23 protein-coding genes are annotated in these 26770 nt (G+C 35.7%); 22 read left to right on the forward strand and 1 reads right to left on the reverse strand.

The window, feature by feature from the left end; translation table 11 throughout:
• Positions 1 to 2: 2 nt before the first annotated feature.
• From H8909_RS04030 to H8909_RS04095, 14 genes are all read left to right on the forward strand, one after another.
• On the forward strand, positions 3 to 956 hold the full coding sequence (locus tag H8909_RS04030) for a Gfo/Idh/MocA family protein (protein WP_187011941.1): 954 nt from the start codon (positions 3 to 5) through the stop codon (positions 954 to 956).
• On the forward strand, positions 944 to 1516 hold the full coding sequence (gene coaE / locus H8909_RS04035; RefSeq protein ID WP_187011942.1) for a dephospho-CoA kinase: 573 nt from the start codon (positions 944 to 946) through the stop codon (positions 1514 to 1516). The genes H8909_RS04030 and coaE overlap by 13 nt, the downstream gene beginning before the upstream one ends.
• Position 1517: 1 nt before the next feature.
• On the forward strand, positions 1518 to 2756 hold the full coding sequence (locus H8909_RS04040; RefSeq protein ID WP_187011943.1) for a DnaD domain protein: 1239 nt from the start codon (positions 1518 to 1520) through the stop codon (positions 2754 to 2756).
• Positions 2753 to 3649 carry a hypothetical protein gene (locus H8909_RS04045; protein ID WP_117458200.1) on the forward strand — a complete coding sequence of 299 codons (897 nt, stop codon included), beginning with the start codon at positions 2753 to 2755 and terminating at the stop codon, positions 3647 to 3649. The genes H8909_RS04040 and H8909_RS04045 overlap by 4 nt, the downstream gene beginning before the upstream one ends.
• A gap of 95 nt (positions 3650 to 3744) precedes the next feature.
• The gene (gene pfkA, locus H8909_RS04050) at positions 3745 to 4704 is read left to right on the forward strand and encodes a 6-phosphofructokinase (RefSeq protein ID WP_006504907.1); all 960 of its coding nucleotides are present in this window, start codon (positions 3745 to 3747) and stop codon (positions 4702 to 4704) included.
• 66 nt (positions 4705 to 4770) lie between these two features.
• Positions 4771 to 6201 carry a pyruvate kinase gene (pyk, locus tag H8909_RS04055; RefSeq protein ID WP_187011944.1) on the forward strand — a complete coding sequence of 477 codons (1431 nt, stop codon included), beginning with the start codon at positions 4771 to 4773 and terminating at the stop codon, positions 6199 to 6201.
• A gap of 307 nt (positions 6202 to 6508) precedes the next feature.
• On the forward strand, positions 6509 to 8266 hold the full coding sequence (gene thrS / locus H8909_RS04060; protein ID WP_187011945.1) for a threonine--tRNA ligase: 1758 nt from the start codon (positions 6509 to 6511) through the stop codon (positions 8264 to 8266).
• A gap of 119 nt (positions 8267 to 8385) precedes the next feature.
• Positions 8386 to 9510 (forward strand): glutamate 5-kinase, encoded by a 1125-nt coding sequence (gene proB, locus H8909_RS04065; protein WP_187011946.1) that lies wholly within the window; start codon positions 8386 to 8388, stop codon positions 9508 to 9510.
• Positions 9510 to 10748 carry a glutamate-5-semialdehyde dehydrogenase gene (locus H8909_RS04070; protein ID WP_187011947.1) on the forward strand — a complete coding sequence of 413 codons (1239 nt, stop codon included), beginning with the start codon at positions 9510 to 9512 and terminating at the stop codon, positions 10746 to 10748. The genes proB and H8909_RS04070 overlap by 1 nt, the downstream gene beginning before the upstream one ends.
• Positions 10749 to 10861: 113 nt before the next feature.
• On the forward strand, positions 10862 to 11287 hold the full coding sequence (locus H8909_RS04075) for a MarR family winged helix-turn-helix transcriptional regulator (protein ID WP_238928213.1): 426 nt from the start codon (positions 10862 to 10864) through the stop codon (positions 11285 to 11287).
• Complete coding sequence (locus H8909_RS04080; protein ID WP_238928212.1) at positions 11280 to 13985, forward strand: ATP-binding cassette domain-containing protein; 2706 nt, start codon at positions 11280 to 11282, stop codon at positions 13983 to 13985. Before H8909_RS04075 ends, H8909_RS04080 begins: the two co-directional genes overlap by 8 nt.
• Positions 13978 to 15813: an ABC transporter ATP-binding protein gene (locus H8909_RS04085; RefSeq protein ID WP_187011949.1), complete on the forward strand. Its 1836-nt coding sequence runs from the start codon at positions 13978 to 13980 to the stop codon at positions 15811 to 15813. Before H8909_RS04080 ends, H8909_RS04085 begins: the two co-directional genes overlap by 8 nt.
• A 76-nt stretch (positions 15814 to 15889) precedes the next feature.
• Positions 15890 to 16369: a GNAT family N-acetyltransferase gene (locus tag H8909_RS04090; protein WP_187011950.1), complete on the forward strand. Its 480-nt coding sequence runs from the start codon at positions 15890 to 15892 to the stop codon at positions 16367 to 16369.
• Positions 16366 to 17415, forward strand: coding sequence for a molybdopterin-binding protein (locus H8909_RS04095; RefSeq protein WP_187011951.1), 1050 nt, complete (start codon positions 16366 to 16368; stop codon positions 17413 to 17415). Before H8909_RS04090 ends, H8909_RS04095 begins: the two co-directional genes overlap by 4 nt.
• Here the strand turns inward: H8909_RS04095 and H8909_RS04100 are convergent.
• Positions 17410 to 17967, reverse strand: coding sequence for an alpha/beta hydrolase (locus H8909_RS04100; protein ID WP_187011952.1), 558 nt, complete (start codon positions 17965 to 17967; stop codon positions 17410 to 17412). The two genes, H8909_RS04095 and H8909_RS04100, sit on opposite strands and share 6 nt — an antisense overlap.
• Before the next feature lie 136 nt (positions 17968 to 18103).
• On the opposite strand from H8909_RS04100, the gene H8909_RS04105 reads away from it, so the two are divergent.
• The 8 genes from H8909_RS04105 to H8909_RS04140 form a co-directional block, all read left to right on the forward strand.
• Positions 18104 to 19372 carry an adenylosuccinate synthase gene (locus H8909_RS04105; RefSeq protein ID WP_187011953.1) on the forward strand — a complete coding sequence of 423 codons (1269 nt, stop codon included), beginning with the start codon at positions 18104 to 18106 and terminating at the stop codon, positions 19370 to 19372.
• 24 nt (positions 19373 to 19396) lie between these two features.
• Positions 19397 to 20941 (forward strand): glutamine-hydrolyzing GMP synthase, encoded by a 1545-nt coding sequence (guaA, locus tag H8909_RS04110; RefSeq protein WP_187011954.1) that lies wholly within the window; start codon positions 19397 to 19399, stop codon positions 20939 to 20941.
• A 116-nt stretch (positions 20942 to 21057) separates the two neighbouring features.
• Entirely contained in the window at positions 21058 to 21246 is a 189-nt protein-coding gene (locus tag H8909_RS04115) for a hypothetical protein (protein ID WP_187011955.1), read from the forward strand.
• A 228-nt stretch (positions 21247 to 21474) separates the two neighbouring features.
• Positions 21475 to 21840, forward strand: coding sequence for a PDDEXK family nuclease (locus H8909_RS04120; RefSeq protein ID WP_187011956.1), 366 nt, complete (start codon positions 21475 to 21477; stop codon positions 21838 to 21840).
• On the forward strand, positions 21827 to 23650 hold the full coding sequence (locus tag H8909_RS04125; RefSeq protein ID WP_187011957.1) for a TnsB C-terminal domain-containing protein: 1824 nt from the start codon (positions 21827 to 21829) through the stop codon (positions 23648 to 23650). Before H8909_RS04120 ends, H8909_RS04125 begins: the two co-directional genes overlap by 14 nt.
• Positions 23643 to 24878: an ATP-binding protein gene (locus H8909_RS04130; protein WP_187011958.1), complete on the forward strand. Its 1236-nt coding sequence runs from the start codon at positions 23643 to 23645 to the stop codon at positions 24876 to 24878. Before H8909_RS04125 ends, H8909_RS04130 begins: the two co-directional genes overlap by 8 nt.
• Positions 24875 to 26317, forward strand: a complete 1443-nt coding sequence (locus H8909_RS04135) for a TniQ family protein (RefSeq protein ID WP_187011959.1) — start codon at positions 24875 to 24877, stop codon at positions 26315 to 26317. The genes H8909_RS04130 and H8909_RS04135 overlap by 4 nt, the downstream gene beginning before the upstream one ends.
• A gap of 126 nt (positions 26318 to 26443) precedes the next feature.
• Positions 26444 to 26770, forward strand: a 327-nt coding sequence (locus H8909_RS04140) for a hypothetical protein (RefSeq protein ID WP_187011960.1), incomplete at its 3' end; no start/stop codon positions are given.

A 26770-nucleotide genomic window follows, 5' to 3' on the forward strand; every position in this document is an offset into this window, starting at 1 on the left:
ATATGTTGAATTGGGGTGTCATAGGATTAGGAAGAATTGCCCAAAGATTCTGTGAGAGTCTCTCTCATTTTGATGAAGCATGCTTTTATGCAGGGGCTTCTCATAATCCAGAAAAAAGACAACAATTTAAAGAACTCTATCATCCAGAAAAACTCTATGATGATTATATGAAGTTACTAGAAGATGAGAATGTAGACATTGTCTATATCGCATTACCACATGCTTCTCATTACAAGTATGCATTAGAAGCAATGAAACATCATAAAGCTGTTTTAGTAGAAAAACCAGCCACCTTAACAAGCAAAGAAATAAGAACACTCTGTGAATACTCAGAAAAGAATCATGTCTTCTTTATGGAAGCCATGAAATCTAGATTTATTCCAATGATCAATCAAGTACATAAAGAAATAGAAAAAGGTATTATTGGAGATATTGTTTCTATAGAAAACCATTTTCAATCTATTGTACCTTATGATGAACATTCTTATATTTATGATCCAAAACAAGGTGGTGCTTTATATGATACAGGTATTTATAATATTGCGACTGTCTTAGATTTTGTGAAGAGTCCTGTTGTTTCTATTTCTAATGATGTAAAAGTAGAACATGGTGTAGATGTTCATGATTCGATTACTCTAGAATTTGAAAATGGTGTCAAAGCTTTTATGGAAGCGTCACTTGATGGACCAGTAAGAAAAGATATGACTATTACAGGTACTAAAGGGACTATCACACTAGATCCATTCTATCGTCCTACAAAAGCAGTTATTTCATTTAATGGTGAATCTTTTACAGGAGAAATCCCTTATGATATTGATGATTTCCATACTGAAATAGAAGCCTGTCATGAAGCCATTGCGTATATTAAGGTAGAAAGTGATCGTATGAGTCATCAGGATAGTATTGATTGTATTGAACTTATGGAACGTATTGGAGAAACAATATGCAGGTCATAGGTCTCACTGGTGGTATTGCGAGTGGTAAAAGTACTGTCAGTTATTATCTGATCACTCATGGTTATGAAGTCATTGATGCAGATGATATCTCACGGCATGCCTTAGAACCAGGTACAGAGGCTTTTAAACAGGTCATTGAACATTTTCCTGTACTTACTGATGGCATTATCAATAGACAAAAACTTGCAGATATTATCTTCAATAATCAGGATGAAAAGAACTATCTAGAAGGCATCCTACATCCCTATATTAGAAATGTGATTGTACAAAAAATCAAACAATCTAAAAACAACATTGTCTTTATTGATGTACCGTTACTCTTTGAAGCAGGCTGGGATGATTTATGTGACTCTACAATAGTGGTCAGTTGTGACAAAGAAACACAGATTCAAAGAGTCTTATCCCGTGACCATTGTACACGTACGCAGGCATTAGACCGTATTAGAAACCAGATGTCTTTAGAAGATAAAGAACAACGTGCAGACTATATCATTAGAAACAATACAAACTATTATGATTTAGAAAAAGAAATACTAAAAGTATTAAAGAAGGTGGAATAAGATGTTATATGCGACAGATGTTTATTTAAGTGAACGTTCATTACCATTAAGTCTTAATGATTGTGATATTCTCACTTATTTGTATGCCCCATTACTTAAAACACAGGCTTATAGTCTTTATATGTATTTGAATGTAGAATCCATGCGTATGCGTCATTTCCATCAGCCTTGTGCAATCAGTCGCTTGACTATGGCTTTAAATCTAGACTTGGAAGAATTAGACCAGGCAAGAAAGACATTAGAAGGTTTAAGCCTGCTTAAATCCTACTATAAAGAATCAGAAGGGCAGGGAGTCTATGTCTTTCACTTAATGACACCACTTTCTGTCAATGCCTTCTTTAGAAACCAGATACTTGCAGGTTTATTACAGAAGACAATCGGTGTAGAAGAATATACTAAAACAAAGAATTACTTCCGTTCAGGACTAGAAAAGCTCACTGAATATGAGGAAGTCACATCACGCTTTGAAGATGTCTTTACGATTGATTTATCACAAAACAAACCATTGAAACATGAATCAGGATATCAAGAAGAAGAAAGTGAACGTCCAATTATTAATTATGATCTCACTCTCTTCTATGAAACATTGAAGGATTATCAGGTTCCTATGAAAATAGTGAATCGTAATGAAGATACAATTAAGCAGATTGCGACTCTTTATGCGATAGATCAATTATCTCTCGCTTTAATGGTTAAGGATGCGATTGTGGAAGGGAAGTTTAATCGTAAAACTTTAGTAGAACAGGCTAAACGTTACTATAGTGCTGATTCAGCAAGTTCACTTAAAGAGGTCTATCACACTCAGCCCATCCAGCATGCTTCACCACAAACTGATGATGATAACTTAAACAAGCACTTTAGATATCTAGAGACAATCTCACCTTATCAGCTATTAAAGAATAAGCAGGGAGGAAAAGAACCAGCCCTTCATGATCTCAATATTGCGGAATCATTGATGGCTATGGGACTTACTCCTGCAGTTACTAATATGTTGATAGAATATGTTTTAGGTAGAAGTAATGGACGACTAGACAAGAACTATTGTGAAACAATTGGTGCTTCATGGGTGAGAAAAGGGTTAAAGACAGCTCGTGATGCGTATCAGGAGGTTCATAATACGAAAACTCAAAAACCAATCAAGAAGACTACAAAGAAAAAAGAAAATAAACCTGTAGAAGTCAGTGCGCAGGATCAAGAAGAATTAAGACGATTAATGGAAGGTCTAGGAGGTGATCTATGATGATAAAAGCAGGACAGATTCTTTCTTTTGATAAAGAATTAGAAAATACAAGAAATCAAAGCTTGCAGGAATTAATCAAAAGACAGGATATTAGAGAATTTGTAGAAAAGAATCATTTAACTAAAAAGGCTCTAGAAGATGCTTGGGTAGATTTACTTGCCTATGTAGATGATCATGAACCTTGTTTACATTGCCATGGTATCAATGAATGCCCTAAGATGAATAAAGGACAGCAGATTACTTTAAGCTATGAAACTTACGTCCATCGTGATGTTAAAAGCTGTCAATATGGTCTTGAAAAGCATGAAAATGATCAGCTTCTTTCTCGCTTTCATTACAACAATATGTCTACAAGACTTGCACTTATTAGCTTGAAAGATATGGCAGCTGAAGCAATGAATAAAAAAGATGCAAGTATGATGATTTTAACTAAGCAATTGATTGAATATGTCAATCGACCACAAACAAAAGGCTTCTTAGTATGTGGCGGACCAAATCGTACAAGAATCATGGCAGGTATGATGAATGAATTAGCTAGACGTGGCTATGAAGTAGGCTTATGTCATGTACCTACACTTATGGCAGATGTCAAAGCAAGCTTTAATTCAAACGAAGATACATCTTTAGTGGATCTAGTAAAAAACATTCCTTATTTACTCTTAGATAGTGTAGGTGAAGAAAATGTTACTAACTGGTCTAGAGATGAAGTTCTTGCGATGATTTTAGACTATCGTATCTTAAATGAATTACCTACTTTCATGACTTCTGCATATGGTTTTGAAGACTTGGAAACGATTTACACGAATAAATATAATGATAAACGTGAACAGCTACGTGCAAAGAATATTGTTTCTAAAATGAAAGCGCTATGTTGTGAAATAATTATTGACTAAAAAAATTGATTGGAATAGAATTGTTGATGGTAAGGAACGAACAATTATGCTAGAATGGTTATTAAATAGAATGCATAAGTTGAGAGGAGAAAAAAATGGTTAAGTGTATTGGTGTTTTAACTTCTGGGGGAGATGCTCCTGGAATGAACGCTGCAATTCGTGCAGTAGCTAGAACTTGTCTTAACAAGGGTATCGAAGTTTATGGCGTTAGACTTGGCTATAAAGGTCTTCATGAAGGTAAGTTCATGAAATTCGATCGTCATAGTACTCGTAATATCATCAATAATGGTGGTACTATTTTAAAATCTGCTCGTTTCCCTGAATTCAAAGATCCTGAAATCAGAAAAGAAGCAATCGAACAGATGAAAAAAGTAGGTATGGAAGCATTAGTAGTCATCGGTGGTGACGGTTCATACAACGGTGCTTTAAAACTTACAGAAATGGGAGTTAATTGTATTGGTCTTCCAGGAACAATTGACAATGATATTCCTGATACTGATTTCACAATTGGATTTGATACTGCATTAAATACAATTGTTGAAGCATTAGACAGATTAAGAGATACTTCTTCTTCACATCAGAGATGTACTATCCTTGAAGTTATGGGTAGAAGATGTGGTGACCTTGCAATTAATGCAGGTATCGCAGCTGGTGCTGAACTAGTAATCACTTCTGATACTGGTTATGATGAAGATAAGATTATCGAAAGATTAAAACAGTCAAAGGCATCTGATAAGGACCATGCAATCGTGGTTATTACTGAACATATCACTGATGTCAATGAACTTGCAAAGAAAGTCGAAGCTGCAACAGGTTTCGAAACTCGTGCGAATGTCTTAGGTCATTTACAGCGTGGTGGTAGACCAACTGCAAGAGACCGTGTCTTAGCAAGCCGTATGGGTGTTAAGGCTGTAGAACTTCTTGAAGAAGGTAAAGGTGGACTTTGCGTAGGTGAAGTACATGGCCAGATTACTGCTTTCCCTATCACAGAAGTATTAAGTCATAAGCATGTAGCTGATGCTGGTATTTACGAAGACGCTAAGAAGTTACGTTAATTTCTTGGTGGATTTGTTAAATATATAACGGAGTGTAAATTTATTTGGTTGATTAAGGAGTCTAAAATGGTTAAAGAAAAAATGAAAAAAACAAAAATTGTTTGTACTATTGGTCCTGCTTCACAGGATAAAGAAATGTTAAAGAAGCTTATTAAAGCTGGTATGAACGTAATGCGTTGTAACTTCTCACATGGTGACTATGAAGAACATGCTGGAAAGATGGATACTTTAAGAGAAGTAAACAAGGAATTAGGTACTGATGTAGCTATCATGCTTGATACTAAAGGTCCTGAAATCCGTACTGGTGCTTTCGAAGGTGGATTCACTGAATTCAAGAAAGGTCAGGTTTCAGTAATCACTCCAGAAGAAATTGTTGGTTCTTCAGATCGTTTCACAATTTCTTATAAGGAATTATACAAGGATGTTAAGCCTGGTGCTTATATCTTAGTTAACGATGGTCAGGTTGCATTATTAGTTGACCACGTTGAAGGTAAGGATATCTATTGTGTAGCTGCTAACGATGGTAGAGTTAAGAACACTCGTGGTATCAACGTTCCTGGTACTAAGTTACAGTTCGAATTCTTATCAGAAAAAGATAAGAACGACTTAATCTTCGGTTGCAAACAGGATGTAAACTTCATCGCTGCTTCATTCGTAAGAAGAAAACAGGATGTATTAGATATTAAGAAATTAATTGCTGAAAACGGTAAGCCAGATATCAAAGTATTACCAAAGATCGAATGTGTTGAAGGTGTTGAAAACATCGATGAAATCATCGAAGTAGCTGATGGTATCATGGTTGCTCGTGGTGACTTAGGTGTAGAAGTACCTGCTGAAGATGTACCTCTAATCCAGAAGTCAATCATCAAGAAATGTAATGCTGCTGGTAAGATCGTTATTACTGCAACTCAGATGCTTGAATCTATGCAGGAAAACCCAAGACCAACAAGAGCTGAAGTATCTGACGTAGCTAACGCTATCTATGATGGTACTGATGCTATCATGTTATCTGGTGAATCTGCTCAGGGTAAATATCCTGAAGAAGCAGTATTAACTATGAACAAGATTGCTCATAAGATTGAAGGAAACTTAGACTATGCTTCAATCTTAAGAAGAGCTATCAGAACTGCTGATAACTCTAACTCTTCAGAAGCTATCTGTATGTCAGTTGCTGAAATTGCTGCAAACTTCAACGTTTCAGCTATCATCGCATTCACTGAAACAGGTGCTACTGCAAAACGTATGTCACGTTATAGACCACATTGCCCAATCATCGCTCCAACTCCATCTGATGATACAGTTAAGAAATTAGCTCTTAACTGGGGTGTTAAGCCTGTACTTTGCAAATCTATGAAATCAAGAGAAGGTTTAATGGATCTTGCAATGGTTATCGCTAAGGAAAACGGAATTTCAGCTGGTGAACAGGTAATCGTAACTGGTGGTACTCCAGGTGTTTCTGGTTTAACAAGTTACTTAGAAATCGTTACAATCAAATAATTTTTGATAATTAGGAATAGGGTGACCTATTCCTTTTTTCTTTATTGACAATTAACTGAAGTGGTGTACAATAAAGTCACAAGCTACGAAACAGGATATGTCTTTAAGATAAAAGCTTACTAGAGAGGAAGAATAGGTGGAAACTTCCAAGATATTTACTTAAAGGTACTCCCTGTGATGCTGAACTCGAAAGAGATTCCGTAACTCGCGTTAAGAGATGAGAGGTTATGCATTGCATAACGAATAAAGGTGGTAACACGAGACTTCGTCCTTTGATGAGGTCTCTTTTTATTTATAGGAGGAGAATATGAGCGATTTTTTAAACGACAAAGATTTAAATACTTTAAATCATTCATGTGCACACGTATTAGCACAGGCAGTTAAACATCTTTACCCACAGGCTAAGTTCTGGGTAGGCCCAGTAGTAGAAGAAGGATTCTATTATGATATCGATTTAGGTGATCAGACTATTTCTGATGATGACTTACCTAAGATTGAAAAAGAAATGAAGAAAATCTGTAAAGATGGTAAGAGAATCGTGAGACATGAAGTCTCTAAAGAAGAAGCTTTAGAAGAATTCAAGGATGATGAATATAAGTTAGACTTAATCAATGGTTTAGAAGATGGTACAATCACTACTTATTCACAGGGTGATTTCACTGACTTATGTCGTGGTCCACATGTAGAAACAGTTAAATTATGTAAGAACTTCAAGTTAATTAAACATTCAGGTGCTTATTGGAAAGGTGATAAGAACAACAAGGTTCTTCAGAGAATCTATGGTGTATGTTTCCCAACTAAAGAAGAATTAGAAGCACATCTTCAGTTATTAGAAGAAGCAAAAGAAAGAGACCACAGAAGACTTGGTAAAGAATTAGGTATCTTCATGTTTGCAGATATCGTAGGTAAAGGTTTACCAATGTGGTTACCAAATGGTTTTACTGTAAGACATTTATTATCTGATTACATCATGAACAAAGAATTAGAATTAGGTTATGAACATGTTATGACACCATCTCTTGGTAACGTTAAGTTATACAAGAAATCAGGACATTGGGCACATTATAAAGATGATATGTTCCCAGCTATGGAATTAGATGATGAAGCATATGTATTAAGACCTATGAACTGTCCACACCATATGGTTATGTATAAATCTACATTACATTCATATCGTGATCTTCCAGTTAGAATTGCGGAAATTGCGAACGATTTCCGTTTTGAAGCAAGTGGTGCTTTAACTGGTATTGAACGTGCAAGAGCATTTACACAGAACGATTCACATATCTTCTGTCGTCCAGACCAGATTGCTCAGGAATTCAAGAATGTAGCACATTTAATCTTAGATGTATATAAGGACTTTGGTTTCAAAGATTACTCATTCCGTTTATCATTAAGAGATAAGAACAACAAAGAAAAGTATTTCGGTAATGATGAATTATGGGAAAAGAGTGAAAACGAATTACGTGAAGTATTAAAAGAAATGAATGTAGAATTCTATGAAGCAGAAGGCGAAGCAGCATTCTATGGTCCTAAACTTGACGTACAGGTAAAGAGTGCATTAGGACATGATGTTACTTTATCTACAATCCAGTTAGACTACCAGCTACCAGAAAGATTCGAATTAACTTATGTTGATGAAAATGGTGATAAGGTAAGACCAGTTGTTATTCATAGAGCAATCTTAGGTTCATTAGACCGTTTCGTTGCCTTCTTATTAGAAGAAACAAAAGGTAACCTTCCTCTATGGTTAGCACCTACTCAGGTTCAGGTTATTCCAGTTAAACTTGAATACCATGATGAATACGCAAAAGAAGTTGTGGCTAAGTTAAGAAAAGCACACTTCAGAGTAAATAACGATAACAGAGATGAAAAGTTAGGTTATCGTATCAGAGAAGCACAGTTAAAGAAGATCCCTTATCAGTTAGTACTTGGTGATAACGAAAGAGATAATGGTACTGTGACTTATCGTAAACATGGTGAAAAGAAACAGACTACAGTGACTTTTGAAGAATTCGTAGAATTATTAAATACAGAAGTAGAAAACAAAACTTTAAGCCACTAATACATTTGACTCCCTTAATGGGAGTCTTTTTTTGTCAAAAGACAAAAATCAGTATGTTTTGTTTGCTTTTAAAGTGTTTTACCCTCTATAATAGATTAAATGATAAAGGGGTGTTTTCGATGAAACGTAGAATAGAAGAAGTAAAGAAAATTGTCATTAAGGTAGGCTCAAGCTCACTTTGTGACAAAGATGGAAAAATCAATAAAGAAAAAATATTGATGTTAACATGGCAGATTGCCAAACTTAAAAGAGAAGGTTATATCGTTGTTCTAGTCTCTTCAGGAGCCATTGCAGCGGGTATGGGCGCATTAGGACTAGACAGTAAACCGAAAACACTACCGGAAAAACAGGCATTAGCTGCGATTGGGCAGGCAAGACTAATGGAAATCTATGAAGAAATATTCCAGGTCTTTAATATGAAATGTTCTCAGATCTTATTAAACCATGATGACTTTGATGATCGTCATCGTTTAATGAACTTAAACCATACAATTAATGCACTACTCAATTATGATGTTGTTCCTATTATTAATGAAAATGATGCTTTGGCAGTAGATGAAATCAAGGTAGGAGACAATGATACATTGGCTTCACTTATTGTTCCTCTAGTAGAAGCACAATTATTAATTCTCGTGAGTGATATTGATGGTCTTTATACAGGTAATCCTCATACTGATCCTGATGCTGTGCTTATCCACTATGTAGATAAGATTGATGATACTATTTTAAGCTATGCTGGAGATGCAGTCAGTGGTCTAGGTACAGGTGGTATGGCGACTAAACTAAAAGCGGCTCAAATGGTCAATGCATTGGGTAGTCATATGTGTATTGTGAATGGACAGAAAGAAAACAGTATATTAAAAGCTTTAGATAATGAAGGAACTTGGTTCAATGGGGCTTCTGGCACAAATATGAATGCTAGAAGACATTGGATTGCCTATCGTACTAAACCAAGAGGAACAATTATAGTTGATGCAGGATGTAGAAAAGCGATTGTTGACAAGCATGTCAGTCTTTTACCTACAGGTATTAAAGATGTAGAAGGAAGATTCTTAGAGGGACAGGTTGTTGATATCAAGGACGAAGAGTTTAATACAATTGCGAAGGGTGTTGTCAATTATGCAAGTGATGAAATCAGACTTATTAAAGGACACCAGTCTTCTGAAATAGACGAAATATTACATCGTCATGACTATGATGAAGTAGTACATGCGAATAACATGGTTGTATTGGAGGAAAGATAATGAATACATTATTAGAAACACAATTAAAGCGTGCTAAAGTTGCTGCACGTCTTTTAAAGAATATGCCAACTTGCACAAAGAATCAGGCATTAGAGAAAATCGCCGACGCATTAATTGCACATAGTGATGAAATATTAGAAGCTAATAAAAAAGATATGGCACATGCTAAGGAAGTCAATATGACTAAGGCTATGCAGGATAGACTCTTATTTACTCATGAACGTATTGTAGGAGTGAGTGATGGAGTCAAGAAGGTAGCTACATTACCTGATCCTATTGGTGAAGTGATGGAATCCTGGACAAGACCAAATGGTCTAGAAATTTCTAAAGTGAGAGTGCCTATTGGTGTCTTTGGAATTATTTATGAAGCCCGTCCTAATGTCACTGTAGATATTGCTTCTCTTTGCTTAAAATCAGGCAATGCCTGTGTTTTAAGAGGTGGTAAAGAAGCCATTCATACAAATAAGAAATTAGTAGAAATCATGAAGGATGCCACTAAAGACATCTTACCAGAAGGTGCGATTGAACTGATCACAGAATTAGATCACGCCATTGTAGGAGAACTCATCCATGCCAATGAATATGTAGATGTTATTGTACCTAGAGGTGGTGCTGGACTCATTCAGTTTGTTGTTAAGAATGCAACAGTACCTGTTATTGAAACAGGCGCTGGTATTTGCCATCTTTATGTTGATAAGGATGCAGACCTTAATAAAGCATTAACTATTGCAGTCAATGCGAAGATTCAAAGACCTTCAGTATGTAATGCGATAGAAACAATACTTGTACATAAGGATGTGGCAGACAAGTTCTTACCTGAACTTAAAAAAGCCTTTGAAAAAGTAGAAATCAAAGGGGATGATGCAACATGTCAGATCATTCACTGTGAACATGTCACAGATGACAGTTATGCAACAGAATATGATGACTATATTGTGAATATTAGAGTTGTTGACTCAGTAGAAGAAGCAATCAATCATATTTATACATATTCTACAAAACATTCAGAATCCATTATTACTGAAAATAATGAAACAGCTGCATTATTTATGAATAGCTTAGATAGTGCCTGTGTGTATCATAATGCTTCTACAAGATTCTCAGATGGTGGAGAATTTGGTTTTGGGGCAGAACTTGGAATCAGTACACAGAAACTTCATGCCAGAGGTCCACTTGGTTTAAAAGAAATGTGTTCTTACCAATACAAAATTGAAGGAAATGGCCAGATTAGAGAGTAGTAAAAATATTACTCTTTTTTTATTGACAATAGTTAGCACCCTAACTATAATATTTAGCATACTAACTAATAGTAAGGAGGTGTACAACGGACATGCAGGAGAATGTCAAAGTGATGATAGATAAGGTCGCAGTACTTAGAAAAGTAGTAGGAAGGTATATGATGCGTAACTTTAAGGATATGCCTTTAACAGGTGATCAATCACGCTTGTTATTTGTGATTAAAGAACATGGTCATTCTCAAAAAGAAGTGGCACAATATCTTCATATCTCTGATGCAACACTTTCAGTAAGAATCAAGCGTCTGGAAGAAGCAGGCTATATTATTCGTGAACAGAATCCTCAAGATAAACGTCATTCTACAGTGCGTTTAAGTAAATTGGGTGAAGAGTATTTAGAAATCTGTAAGGATAAGATGAGGCATATGGAAGAAGTATGCAGCAGAGGACTCACAAAAGAAGATCATGATGCCGTATTACATATGATTGATATGATTATTAAGAATATGGAAGATGAATTAAAGGAGGAAGACGATGCTTAAACTTAAGAAATATTTTAAGAAATATTGGCTATTATTTGTATTAGCCATCGTTTGTATATTTGGACAGGCCTATACTGAATTAACACTTCCTGATTATATGTCTGATATCGTATCTAGCGGTATTCAGGCAGGAGGTTTCGATTCAGCTATATCTCCTGTATTAAGTGAAGAAACTTATAATCATTTATTATTATTTGTCTCTTCAAAAGATCAAAAAGTATTAGAAAATGCGTATAAGAAAACTCCTGCAAAGGATGTGGACAAGTCTTATTATAAGACATTCAAAAAAGCAAAGAATCAGACTTTATACATCTTAAAGAAAGATGTAGATGAAGAAAAACTCAATAAAGTATTAACTAAGCCTATGTTGATTGTTTATTCTATGAATAAAATGAAACCTGGTACAAAGCAGTATAAGTCATTTGAGACAAAGATTGATTCAGCTATTAATTCTGCTAAGGAAGGCTATCAAAAAGGCTTAGATGGCTATAATAAAGGTTTAGAACAGTATAATGCTGGCATGGCTAAATACAATCAGGGTGTGAAGCAGTATGAACAGATGCAGACTGCAATTAAGCAATATGATAGTGCACTAAATACATTAAACACTCAGTTTGGTTCATATGAAAAAGCCAAAGAAATGCAGAACACTTTAACAGCACAATATAATGCATTGCCTGAAGGTGACGTAAAAACAAAGTTTCAGGCTCAATTAGCTGGTATTTCTCAGGCAGTTGCTGGTTATGAAAAACTCAATGCTTCAGCAGGTCAGATGGCACAAATGAAGAGCCAGTCTTCAACAATCAAGAAACAGCTTGATCAGGCTAAAGAAAAAGTCGCTTCTGCAAAACCTCAATTAGATGAATCTAAGAAGAAACTAGATGATGTAAAAGCACAGATTGATGCTATGGAAACACATTTAAACAATGGAGATATTTATTATTTCATCGGCTCAATGGGTGAAGATGAACGTAATAAGATGTTTGAAAGCGTCGATAAGCAGATGAAGACTATGGGTGAATCTACAATGAAGATTGCAGCTGGTGAAGGTGTTAAAGCGGAATATAAGAAACTTGGTGCTGATATCAATAAAGTACAGAACCAGTATATTGCCCATAAAGGTATTCAGATGTTAGCTATTGCCTTACTTGGTGCTGTGGCTTCTATCTGTGTTGCATTCTTAGCATCAAAACTTGGTGCATCAGTGGCAAGAGACTTACGTTTAGCTGTATTTAAGAAGGTTGAAAGCTTCTCTAATACGGAATTCAATAAGTTCTCTACAGCCTCTTTAATTACTCGTAGTACAAACGATATCGTTCAGATCCAGATGGTTCTTGTGATAATCGTAAGAATGTGTATGCTTGCCCCAATCAATGGTATTGGTGGTATTATGAAGGCTGTTAAGAACTCACCATCCATGACTTGGATGATCTTCTTAGTTGTCATTATTATCTTTGGAGTACTAGGTGTCACTTTCTCTATCGCAATGCCTAAATTCAAGATTATCCAGCAATTAATTGATAAGTTAAACTTAGCTATGAGAGAAAACTTATCAGGTGTTCTAGTTATTCGTGCATTTGGAAATGAAGAAGAATCTGAAAAACGTTTTGATCAGGCAAACAAGGATTTAACAGGGACAAACTTATTTGTTAATAGAGTGATGGTCTCATTAATGCCTATCATGATGTTTATCATGCAGGGGATGACTTTACTCATTATCTACTTTGGAGCAAAGCAGGTTGATTTAGGTCATATTGCGATTGGTGAAATGATGGCCTTCTTACAGTATGCCATGATTATCGTTATGAGTTTCTTAATGGTCGCAATGATTGCAGTTATGTTACCTCGTGCAAGTGTAGCTGCAAACCGTGTAGCTGAAGTATTAAATACTGAACCTACAATTGAAAATCCAGAACAGAGCACTTCTTTTGATGAAGACAAGAAAGGTTTAATAGAATTCAAACATGTATCATTTAAGTATCCTGGTGCTGATGAACCAGTCTTGACTGATATTGACTTTACAGCCCGTCCTGGTCAAACAACAGCCTTTATTGGTTCAACAGGTTCAGGTAAATCAACACTTATTAACCTTATTCCTCGTTTCTATGATGTCACTGAAGGTGAAGTCACAGTAGATGGTGTGGATGTAAGACATGTTTCTATGCATGATTTAAGAGACCGTATTGGTGTAGTACCTCAAAAGGGATTATTATTCTCAGGTACAATAGAATCAAATATTAAATATGGTGCCCCTGATTTATCTGATGAAGAATTGGCTGAAGTGATTGATGTTGCGCAGGCAAAAGAATTCATTGAAACAAAACCATTAGGTGTTAAAGAACCTATTTCTCAGGGTGGTACAAACGTATCAGGTGGACAGAAACAGCGTCTCGCAATTGCAAGAGCACTTGCGAAAAATCCTAAAATTCTTATCTTTGATGACAGCTTCTCAGCACTTGACTTCAAGACTGATGCAACACTTAGAAAACGTCTAGGAGAAATGACTGCCAAGACTCATAATACTGTCTTAATCGTTGGACAGCGTATTGCATCTATTATGCATGCTGATCAGATCATCGTACTTGATGAAGGTAAGATTGTAGGAAAAGGCACACATGAACAATTAATGAAAACATGTTCTGTCTATCAGGAAATCGCCTTATCTCAGTTATCAAAGGAGGAATTAGACAATGAATAAAAATCGTCGCGCTCCAATGGGTATGGGCAGAGGCCGTGGTAATAATGAAAAAGCGAAGGATTTAGGTGGTACATTAAAGAAGTTACTCGCCTACTTAAAACCATATCATTTAAAGATTTGTTTTGTTATGGTATTTGCGGTATGTTCTACTATCTTTAATATTATAGGTCCTAAGGTTCTTGCAAAAGCAACAGATAAATTATCAGAAGGTATCATGGCTAAAGTAGCCAATACCGGTGGTATTGATTTTAATTATATCGTTAAGATTTTATTGATTCTTGTCGTGTTATATGCAGCTAGTTCTCTATTTAGTTATATCATGAGCTGGATCATCTCTGGCGTATCACAGGATGCAGCCTTCTCACTTAGAAAAGATATTTCTGAAAAGATGAACCGTTTACCACTTTCTTATTTTGATAAGCATACAAGTGGTGATATTCTTTCTCGTGTGACTAACGATATTGATACAATCGCTCAGTCATTAAACCAGTCTTTATCTACACTTATTTCTAACGTAGTCACTCTAGTAGGTATCTTTATTATGATGCTTACAATCAGCTGGCAGATGACTCTGATTGCAGTTGTAGTATTACCTGTATCAATGACCTTGATGCGTTTAGTTATGAAGCATTCACAGAAATACTTCACTCAGCAGCAGAACTCACTTGGTGATGTCAATGGTCATATTGAAGAAATGTATGGTGGACATCAGGTAGTCAAAGCGTTCAATGGTGAAGAAAAATCTGTAGAACAGTTTGAACAATACAATGAATCACTTTATACATCTGCATGGAAATCACAATTCTTTGGATCACTTATGATGCCAATTAGTAACTTTATCGGTAATATAGGTTATGTAGGTGTTTGTATTATCGGTGGTATTCTAGCTGGTTCTAAAACAATTACTATTGGTGATATCCAGGCATTTATCCAGTATGTTAGACAGTTCAACCAGCCAATCTCTCAGATTGCTCAGGCGGCTAACTTATTACAAAGTACTGGTGCAGCTGCAGAACGTGTCTTTGAATTCTTGGAGGAAGAAGAATTGACAGAAGACTCAGCCACTCTTACAACTGAAGAAGTACAGAATATGAAGGGTGCTGTCACTTTTGCGGATGTTCACTTTGGTTATAATCCAGATAAGATCATCATCAATGACTTCTCACTCCATGTTCATGCCGGTCAGAAGGTAGCCATTGTTGGTCCGACTGGTGCAGGTAAAACAACTATTATTAAATTGTTGATGCGTTTCTATGAACTCAATGGTGGTTCTATCATGATTGATGGTGAAGATATCACTCAAATGAAACGTAGTGATCTTCGTTCATTATTTGGTATGGTATTACAGGATACATGGTTATTTAATGGTACTATCATGGATAACTTAAAATATGGTCGATTAGATGCCACTGATGAAGAAGTCAAAAAAGCATGCGTGAGTGCTCGTGTAGATCACTTTATTCACACACTACCAGATGGTTATAACACAATGATCAACGAAGAATCTTCTAATATCAGTGCAGGTCAGAAGCAGTTATTGACTATTGCGCGTGCCTTCTTAAAGGATCCTAAGATTTTGATTCTTGATGAAGCTACATCTTCAGTTGATACAAGAACAGAAGTATTAATTCAGCAGGGAATGGATGAATTAATGAAGAATAGAACATCATTCGTTATTGCACATCGTCTCTCTACTATTAGAGATGCAGATACAATTATCGTTATGCGTGATGGTGATATTGTAGAAATCGGTAATCATGAAGGATTACTTAAAGAAAATGGTTTCTATGCAACACTTTATCGTTCACAATTTGAAAATGGACAGTAAAAAGCTTGATAGTCTCTTGACTATCAAGTCTTTTTTGTATAAGATACAAAAAATATTTTGAAAGGAGGAAAATATCATGCTATTGAGACAAGCAGTTATAGGTGATATAGAAGCTATCTCTCATATAGAGTCTCTTTGTTTTCCTGAAGCTGAAGCAGCGACTTATGAGCAGTTTAAAGAACGTTTTAATGTCTTTTCAGAGAACTTTCTTGTATTAGAAGATAAAGACGTTATTGGCTTTATTAATGGGAATACATCGAATATTAAAGGCTTACCAGATGCATTCTATGAAGATGCTTCATTACATGATCCTAGTGGTGATTATATGACAGTTTTTGGCTTAGATGTACATCCAAATTATCAGCATCAAGGCTTAGCGCATACGCTTATGAATGGTTATATCACTCTTGCAAAGGAGCGAAATAAAAAAGGAATATTTCTCACATGTAAAGATCATTTAATTGGCTTTTATGAAAGTTTTGGCTATAAGCATCTTGGTGTCTCTTCTTCTACTCATGGAGAAGCAAAATGGAATGATATGTATCTAGAGATATGAATGTAGAAGTGATTAATGTAGGGACTGAACTTCTTCTTGGTGAAATCATCAACACAGAAGCTCCGGTACTCTTTAAGATGTGTAAAGAATTAGGATTTGATATTTATCATCAAACGACTGTTGGTGATAATCCACAACGTTTATTAGAATGTCTCGATATTGCGTTTAAAAGAGGGGCTGATTGTGTCATTACTACTGCAGGACTTGGTCCAACGCAGGATGATTTAACTAAGGAACTCTCAGCAGAATATCTAGGACTAGAACTTGTCTATAACGAAGAAGAAGCTCGTAAGGTGGATGAAAAATGTCGCTTTGTGACAGGACTCGATGTTGTTTCTGATAACAACTTCAAACAGGCTTATTTCCCAGAAAATGCTTATATATTAGAGAATGATGTAGGAACAGCCAATGGCTGTGTGATGAGCAAGGATGGTAAGATGATCATTAATCTTCCTGGTCCACCTAAGGAATTCAATTATGTCGTAGAACATTCCTTAAAACCCTATCTAGAACACTATCGCCAGGAACAGATCTATACAGAAGACTTTCTAGTGATGGGTATTGGGGAAAGTATGATTGATGAAAAACTGACAGAAACCCAATATAAACAAACAGATGTCACTCTTGCGATGTATGCAGGAGAAGGCTATGTAAGAGTACGCATAGCGAATAAAGCCAAAACAAAAGAAGAAGCATATCAACATATGACCCCAATGAGGAATGAGATAGAAACACTATTAAAAGGCTATCTGATTCCAGGAGGTTCTATAGAAAAAGCCCTCAAAGACATTATGGTCCCTATTCAATTCATAGGGGATATAGATGTTCCCACATGGTTTAAGCCTTATGTAAAAGAAGATGCTGACTTAGTTATTTATTCTAAAGTGGAGCATGTTTCTTTAGGTGATCAGGTCACTATCCATGTGAATAGCGATAAAGGATTTACAGATGGGATGTTGAAGGATTATCATCTTTCAATGAATCGTTTGACAAGCAAACTACAGCTTTATCTTTATCGTTATTTAAAAAACAGTTTACCCCTATAGTGGATAAACTGTTTGCATCGCTTCTATGACATGAAGAAAGATGTCATGAAGATTAGAAATATCAACAAGCACATCTCCACACTCTAATGAGTGATTTGCATCACGATAGAGAATAAGTGGAATATGTGCTTCATCACATGCACATTGAATGAGATTCGTTTTGGCCCATGGGTCATTTGTACCATGGAAGGCAATACCATTTAAGCTATACTTGAAAGTCGCAACAAGTGGTGTGAAATAAATAGAATATGCATTCACATGATGTTCTTCATTAAAACGTGCACTAATGGCAGTACCAATACTTTTTGATACAAATAGGATTTCATCATAAGTAGAAAATGGAATATCTTTAAGAATTTCTTCAGTCTGCTTATAACCAATATCTTCTGCCTGCTTAATTAATTCATCTTTATCTTTCATATGAGGAAAGTGTTTATAGTTCACTTCAATGATCTCATAGCCATAGGTTGATAAACATTTTTTAGAGTAGTAGAGGAGTGGCTTATCACAATGATAACCAATTCCAGGAAACAGAACCGCTAGTTTTTTCATCAAATCACCTCGTGTGATTTGATTATAGCACTTATTCACATAATTTCATTGATTTAACGATAGTTTTATGTTTTACATAATGTTCTTTATCCTCTATAATATAGTTGTATTTTAATGAAAGAAAGGATGAACATAAATGGCAGGAGTCGTTGTTGTTGGAAGCCAGTGGGGCGACGAAGGAAAAGGAAAGGTTACAGATTATCTTGCACAGCAGGCAGATCTAGTAGTGAGATATTCTGGAGGTAATAATGCAGGTCATACTATTAAATTTAATGGCCAGAAATTTGCCTTAAGACTTATTCCTAGCGGAATCTTTACAACTGGTGAAGTTGTATTAGGTAACGGAATGGTTATCAATCCTAAAGCTTTACTTGAAGAAATGAAGTATTTAAATGATGCAGGTATCAAGACTGATAAGATGCACATCTCAGATCGTGCACATGTCACTTTACCTTATCATATTGAAATTGACGAATTAGAAGAAGAAATGCGTGGTGCTGCAAGTATCGGTACAACTAAGAAGGGTATTGGACCTACTTATGTAGACAAATATGACCGTATCGGTATTCGTGTTGGTGAATTCATTAATGAACCATTATTCAAGAAGAGACTTGAAGAAACATTAGCATTCAAGAAGAAACAGTATCCTGGATTACAGTGTACTGCAGAAGAAATCTTTGAAGAATATAAGGAATATGCTAAAGTAATCAAACCTATGGTTTGTGATACTGGTATCTTTTTAGATGAAGCATTCCAGGCAAAGAAGAAAATCTTATTTGAAGGTGCTCAGGGTACTATGCTTGATATTGATTATGGTACTTATCCATATGTAACAAGCTCTAACCCAGGTGCTAATGGTGTACCATCTGGTGCAAGCATTGGTCCTCTTTATTTAACTGATGTAGTAGGTGTTATTAAGGCTTATACTACTCGTGTTGGTTCTGGTGCTTTCCCTACTGAAATTGAAGGTGAATTAGGTGATTATATCAGAAATGCAGGTAATGAATTTGGTACAGTAACTAAGAGACCTAGAAGAATTGGATGGTTCGATGCAGTTGTCGTTAACCAGTCAAGAAGAATGGCTTCATTAACTGGATGTTCATTAATGTTGTTAGATGTATTAAGTGGTTTAGATACTATTAAGATTTGTACTGCTTACATGTTAGATGGTAAAGAAATCCATGGTTTACCTTCTACTATTGAAGAATTAGAAAGAGTAGAACCAGTTTATGTAGAATTACCTGGCTGGAAGGAAGATATCACAAATGTCACTTCATTTGAAGAACTTCCTGTCAATGCTCAGAACTATATCAAGAAGATTGAAGAACTTATTCACTGCCCAGTGATAATGTTCTCAGTTGGACCTGATCGTACTCAGACAATTGTGCTTAAGGAAGTATTTTAATAAATAAATAGTAAAGGAGAACTTATGAAGAGAGAATTAGTACTGGTTATTGATTTTGGTGGCCAATACAATCAGCTCGTAGCGCGTAGAGTTCGTGAAAGCAACGTATATTGTGAAATCTATTCATATAAAGTTGCAATGCAGAAAATCAAAGAACTCAACCCTAAGGGAATCATCTTAACAGGTGGACCTAATAGCTGCTATGAAGAAGGAGCTGCAACATGCGAAAAAGAACTTTTCGAATGTGGTGTTCCTGTACTTGGCTTATGTTATGGTGCTCAGCTAATGCAGTATGTATTAGGTGGAAATGTAGAAGCTGCACCTACTAGAGAATATGGTAAGACAGAAATCGTTGTTGATACAACTTCACCATTATTCTCAAATGTATCTGAAAAGACAGTATGCTGGATGAGTCATAATGACTATATTTCAGCTTTAGCTCCTGGTTTCAAATCTGTAGCACATTCTGATGAATGTCCAGTTGCAGCATGTGAAAACAGAGAAAAGAACCTTTATGGTATTCAGTTCCATCCAGAAGTATTACATACAGCAGAAGGTAAGAAGATGTTAAGAAACTTCGTAATCGATGTATGTGGATGTGCTGGTGACTGGAAGATGGATTCTTTCGTAGAAGAATCTATTAAAGCAATCAGAGAAAAAGTTGGCGATGGTAAAGTATTATGTGCTTTATCTGGAGGTGTTGACTCTTCTGTTGCAGCAGTCTTATTATCTAAGGCTATCGGAAATCAGTTAACTTGTGTATTTGTAGACCATGGTCTACTTCGTAAAAACGAAGGTGATGAAGTTGAAGCTGTATTTGGTAAAGATGGCTGCTATGACTTAAACTTTATCAGAGTGAATGCACAGGAAAGATATTATTCTAAGCTTAAGGGTGTAACTGAACCTGAAAGCAAGAGAAAAATCATCGGTGAAGAATTCATCAGAGTCTTTGAAGAAGAAGCAAAGAAGATTGGTGCCGTTGATTTCTTAGTACAGGGTACTATTTATCCAGACGTTGTAGAAAGCGGTCTTGGAGGAGAATCTGCAGTCATCAAGTCTCACCATAATGTTGGTGGATTACCTGATTGTGTTGATTTCAAAGAAATCATTGAACCATTAAGAGACTTATTCAAAGATGAAGTAAGAAAAGTTGGTCTTGAACTTGGTATTCCAGAATATTTAGTATTCAGACAGCCATTCCCAGGACCAGGTCTTGGTATTAGAATCATTGGTGAAGTTACTGCAGAAAAGGTACGTATGGTACAGGATGCAGATGCGATTTATAGAGAAGAAATTGCGAATGCTGGATTAGATCGTTCTATCGGTCAGTATTTTGCAGCATTAACTAATATGCAGTCAGTAGGTGTTATGGGTGATGAAAGAACTTATGACTATGCTGTTGCATTAAGAGCTGTTAATACTATTGATTTCATGACTGCAGAAGCAGCTGAAATCCCTTATGAAGTATTAAATAAGACTATGAATAGAATCATCAATGAAGTTCGTGGTGTGAATAGAGTAATGTATGATATTACATCTAAGCCACCTGGAACTATTGAATTTGAATAACTAGTAGTGTAGAATCCCACATCAATCCCCGCGAATTTGTAATTTACATTTTCCATGGGAACTGATCTAAGAACTACTTAGAAAACTAAATAAGAAATAAAAAATGAGACCTTGCGTTGAAAAATGCATGGTCTTTTTGTTTGGTAAAATTAAAGATATTATCATTAAAAACCTTGTATTTAAGCGGTTTTCCGTTAGTTAAAGCATATTATTTTCTAGCTATTTTTCATGTTTTAAAAATGAAAATAAAAAAGAAAAAGAGAGAGTTTTTTATAATAAAAAAACTTGGAGCTACGGGGAGATAATTGCAAAAATAGCGGGGAATTGGTTACGAATGATTATAGAGATAATTTGTTTTTGGGGATTTGGGAAGAAATTTGGGAAACCCAAAACACTGAAAAGCCCCATTTTACAAGGAAAATCTATGATATTGTATTGTTTTACCCGAATTCATTCCCCAAAAAGATGTTTTTGGGAACGCTTTCGGGAAGGTTTTGGGGCGTTTTTGGGAAACGCAGAAAGGATGGTTTATTGTGATAAAGAAAAATTACAAAGGGCGTTGTGAACGCAGGACGATTGACAAGGCAGAAGGAGTATGCAGGTTCTATAGCAAAATACAATCGGTGTACGCTGATAAGCTTGTGGAGAATGAGCAGGTTGTAGAGATAAATTGCAACGTTCTTCTTGAAGGTCTTGATACAGAAGCGTATACGACAGATTTTCTTTGTAAGAAAAAGGATGGTTCGTACATGATAAGGGAATGTGTGGAGCGGAAATATATTACAAAGCCAAAGACGGTAAAACTGCTTGATGTGTCATTGGATTATTGGCGAAAGCGAGGAATCGAAGATTGGGGAATTGTGGTAGATAAGGAGGTGCCTGATCATGAAGAAAAATGATTATTTAAAAGTAAATGATATCATCTATCGAATACTTGCGGTAGATAAGGATAATTATTTGGTACTTAACTGTAATACAAAAAATATGCCTGTGTGGAGGTTGGAAGCTGAATTAGCCGATGGCGTCATTATTAATAGAGAAGAAGCTTTTGAAATTCTAGAAATTGAACTTATCGAAGAGGAACTCACAGGTATAGCCTTCAAACAGGCACACGAACGTTACACGATGATTGCTGGTGTACTTGCTTTCATGAATGATGATTCACTAAGAAATCGAGCAATAGCAATGGCGGTTGATACTTATGGAATCAGTAGAAGAACATTAACTACATACCTGTGTAATTATTTGGTGACAGATAATATATCAAGTCTTGTGCCAAAGTCTAGAAAAAAGAATAGACCAATGACAGATGACGAAAAAATAATGAGATGGTCCTTGAATAAATTCTATTACACTAGGCATAAGAATAAGCTTTCTGATTGCTACGTTATGATGCTAAAAGAAAAGTACACTGATGAAAGTGGTAAGTTGAAAGAGGAACATCCCAGTATCCACCAGTTCCGCTATTTCTTTAATAAAACGAGAAAAAAGCAAACCGAGCTGATCTCTCGCGAAGGCATAAAAGAATATCAACTGAACCATAGACCACTCCTTGGTGAAAGTATACAAGATTTTGCTCCTACAATTGGAACTGGAATGCTGGATGGTACGGTGTGTGACTTGTATCTTGTTGATTCTTCAGGAAAGCTTGTTGGTAGACCTCTCCTTGTTGCATGTGTAGATGCATATTCAGGATTATGTTGCGGCTATTCCTTATTATGGGAAGGTGGTGTTTACAGCGTTCGTGAAATGATGTTAAACGTAATCGAAGATAAGGTCAAATGGTGCAAACAATTTGGTATAAAGATTGAAAAGAAGCAATGGCCATGCGATAAGCTTCCTGGAGTATTAGTTACAGATCGAGGATCCGAGTACATATCTTACAATTTTGAGCAGATTTCAGAATTGGGATGTCAGGTGATATCGTTGCCGAGTTTTTCGGCGAATATGAAAGGTCCTGTGGAGAAATTATTTGATTTAGTGCAAGATGGTTTTAAGCCATACCTCCGTGGAAAGGGAATTATAGAACCCGACTTTCAAAAGCGTGGATGCGTTGATTATAGATTAGAGAGTTGCCTTACCATAGAACAATTTGAAAAAATCATAATTCATACCATTATCTATTATAATAATCGAGTTCTTGAAAACTTCCCATATACAGAAGATATGATAACTGATGGGATTGTTCCTACTCTAGCAGGTATCTGGAATTATCAAACTGAGTATGGGAATAGTAATTTGCTATCAATTAGTAAAGAACAATTAGTTCTAACTTTGTTACCACGTACGGAAGGTCGTTTTACGAGAAAAGGATTAGTGGTTAATAAGATGCGCTATGACGCAGACGGATTTACAGAAGAGTATCTAAACGGTGGAAAGTGTACCGTAGCTTTCAATCCTGATGATGCAAGTAAAGTGTGGATGTTTGAAGAAGGAACTTATACAAAATTCACTTTAATCGAGAAGAAATATCAAGGGATGTCGGTTAATGAAGTACATACTCAAAAAAAGAAACAGAGACAATATGTTGCGGGCTTTCGAGAGGATACATTAGCGGCAAAAGTAGAACTTTCTCAAAAGATTACAACAATAGCAGCACAAGCAGCAAAGTCTGATAATACAGACATTAGAGGTGTAACTAAGAGACGGCAAAAAGCCAGAACTCAAAGGCATAGAGATTTGATGAGCGAGGTGAACAATAATGAGTGATTACAGTGGATTATTACCTAAAATGTTATTTGGTGAAGATTTGAAAAATATGTTACAGGTTTTACCTGATTACGACGAATCAGTAAGAGGTCTCGATGCAGGCACACGTCTTCTGAAATTGATGGATATATACAAAGTATTTGTACCTCAAAATTTATCTTTAGAAATCTATCATAAACTCTATATGATGACAGTTATGTCACTGCAGCAAAAAGGAACAGTTGACGCTACAAGACAGCTTAACGCGAATCATCGAGCAATGACTTCTAATAAAGAGTATAGAGGTATTATTACTGGAGCATCGTCGTGTACAGTTATCGGTCCTTCTGGGTGCGGAAAAACAACATCTGTGCAACGAGCTGTCGAGATGCTAGGATGTACGATTATGCAAATGAAACCTTATAGAAAGATTATTCCAGCGTTGATAGTGAGTACTCCGTTCGATGCAAATTACAGAGGGTTGTTATTGCAGATTCTACTTTCTATAGATAATGAATTGGATACCGATTACTATAAGGCTGCATGCAAATCCAATGTTAATGCCCAACAAATTCTTGGTATGGTTTGTCAGGTGGCGCATCTGTATATTGGTACGCTTGTTCTAGATGAAATACAGTTTTTGGTACAACACCGAGCTGGAACTACATTATACAAAATGATTCTTCAGTTAATCAATGCGTCAGGAATATCTGTGATGATGGTTGGAACAGAAGAGTGTCTTGATTATTTTGATCAAGCGCCTCAGATGGCGCGAAGAACAACTGGACTTCAATATCGCAACATGGATTATGACATAAAGTTTAAAGAGTTATGTAAAGAATTATTCTATAGGCAATATACAAAAAATCCATCGGAAATAACCGAAGGAATATATGTATGGCTGTATGAACATTCAGCAGGTAATATAGCCAATTTAACTGCGTTGATTCACGATGCGCAAGAGCTAAGTATTATGGATGGTAACGAGTGCCTAGATATTACTTCGCTAACAAAAGCATACAACCAGCGAATGCAAATGCTCCACGGATATATTGAACAAAGAAAATCAAATAGAAAGAAAACTTCTTCTAAGCCGACAAGTAGCATTACAGTTCCAGAACAAATCGAAACAAAGGTAACTGCTACTGATGTGACTGTTGCAAAAATAGCTGGAATTATCAAAAATAAAGATTTGAATGCAATAGAAACATACAAGAAGTACTTTAATGTCGAGGAGGTAGTTGTATGATTTCATACTTTCCTGGATTATATCCTGACGAACTATTTTATTCGGTTGTAAGCAGATATTTTGCACATATATATCCATCTTATATTTTAGCTATTGAAGACTTATGTAAGACCAAAACAAGCAGAATAGATATGGAATTTGGCTTACAATCCTTAAATTCAGACACAAAGAATTTTTTAGAACAGGTATATGGTTTGAAAAACATACTTTTACAGAACACGATGTTTCTTCAATATGCAAAATTTGAAACAGTAGAACGCAGGAATCTAGCAGCACAAGTTATGTTAACTGGTGAAGGCGATATTCATTCTGCATTAATATTTCCGAAAAATAAGAGTGGGTCAAGATATCTTAGATACTGCTCGTTATGTTTTGAAAAAGATAGGAATGAGTTTGGAGAAGCATATTGGCATAGATCACATCAAATACGTGGAATAAATGTTTGCGGTACACACGGATGCTACCTCCATGATAGTGATATAGAAATAAATTCTAAGTCTTCTCCAAGGTTGTGGGTCGCAGACGATATTGTAGTAGATTCATCAGTTAATTATGCATCTGATAAAGAAAAACAATTTACAGATTATGTTGTAAAGATAATACAGTCTCCTATACCAACAGAGCAACCTTCTATGTCAGAATGGCTTATCTCAAAATTAGAAGGAACGGAATACATCACAGCACGCGGAAAACGTAAATTTACAAGTAAACTATATAGTGACATAAAAGAATTTTATAGCGAGTTTGGATGTGAAGGGATTGGATACTTGCATCAAGTCGCAAAACTGTTTACGGGCGACAATAATAATTTTATAGATATTTGCAAGTTATGTTTCTTCTTAAATATTCCAATTAATGAAATTGTGAATCCTAAGTTATCTGAAAAATCTCAAACAGAACGCTTTAACGAAAAAGTAAATCAATTGTATAAAGAAGGCCTTGGCTGTCATCGCATCGCCAAAAAGGTAGGATCATGTCCTTCGACAGCACTTAAAGCAAATCGAATTAAGGAAAAAGCACCACATAATCATGCAGTGCGAAAAGGAATGACAAAACAAGATTGGGATAAAATGGATGAAGAAATGCTTCCGTTTGTTAAAGAATTATGCGAAAAAATATATACTGGTAATGGTGAAAGGCCTAAACGAGTTACTATAAATGCGATTACTAAGGCGATGAACTGGCCCGATAAGCGTCTAAATTATTTGCCAAAATGTAAGGAATTAGTAAGAACATACGCTAGTGAAAGTATCGAGGAGTATTGGGCAAGGGAGATAGTCTTCTATTATGAAAAATTCCAGAATGATAGCGTTTACATATCTTGGAGGAGACTTCGTGACTTAACGAATATGAGACGAGAAGATTTTGATAGGTGCAAGAAGTATTTAGATAATTATACAGATAATGCTACTGCAGATAAGATTAGAGGAATAATTTAGAAAAGAAAAAGGATTGTGAACATATTAATGTGGACCCCGTGTCAAGGACATTAAATAAAAAGGCGCTTAAAAATGATTAGAAATAAAGATATCCTCTAGGTGTAAATTAACCAGGAGGATATTTTTATGTGTAAACTATATAAATATGTAATTATTAAAGATGGAGTTTTATGTGTATTGGAAACAGATAGAATGAAGGAAGTTATAAGAAATGAACTTGGTGTATTTGACTACCGTGATTATATATTTGATGATGATCCATCAGTCTATGTTCTTGTAAAGGATTTAAGTGTATATGATACTAAGCATACTATTGTTTACAGATCTTTTCCAAATGATGCTGACGGTTATTTTAATGGCACTGTTATATTCACTAAGATGGATGATTTTGGCTTTGCATCATTAAGCAATAATGATATAGATATAATCAGAAGTCATCTATGCAGATTATCT

The organism is Catenibacterium faecis (genome assembly GCF_014306455.1).
GTDB lineage: Bacteria > Bacillota_I > Bacilli_A > Erysipelotrichales > Coprobacillaceae > Catenibacterium > Catenibacterium mitsuoka_A.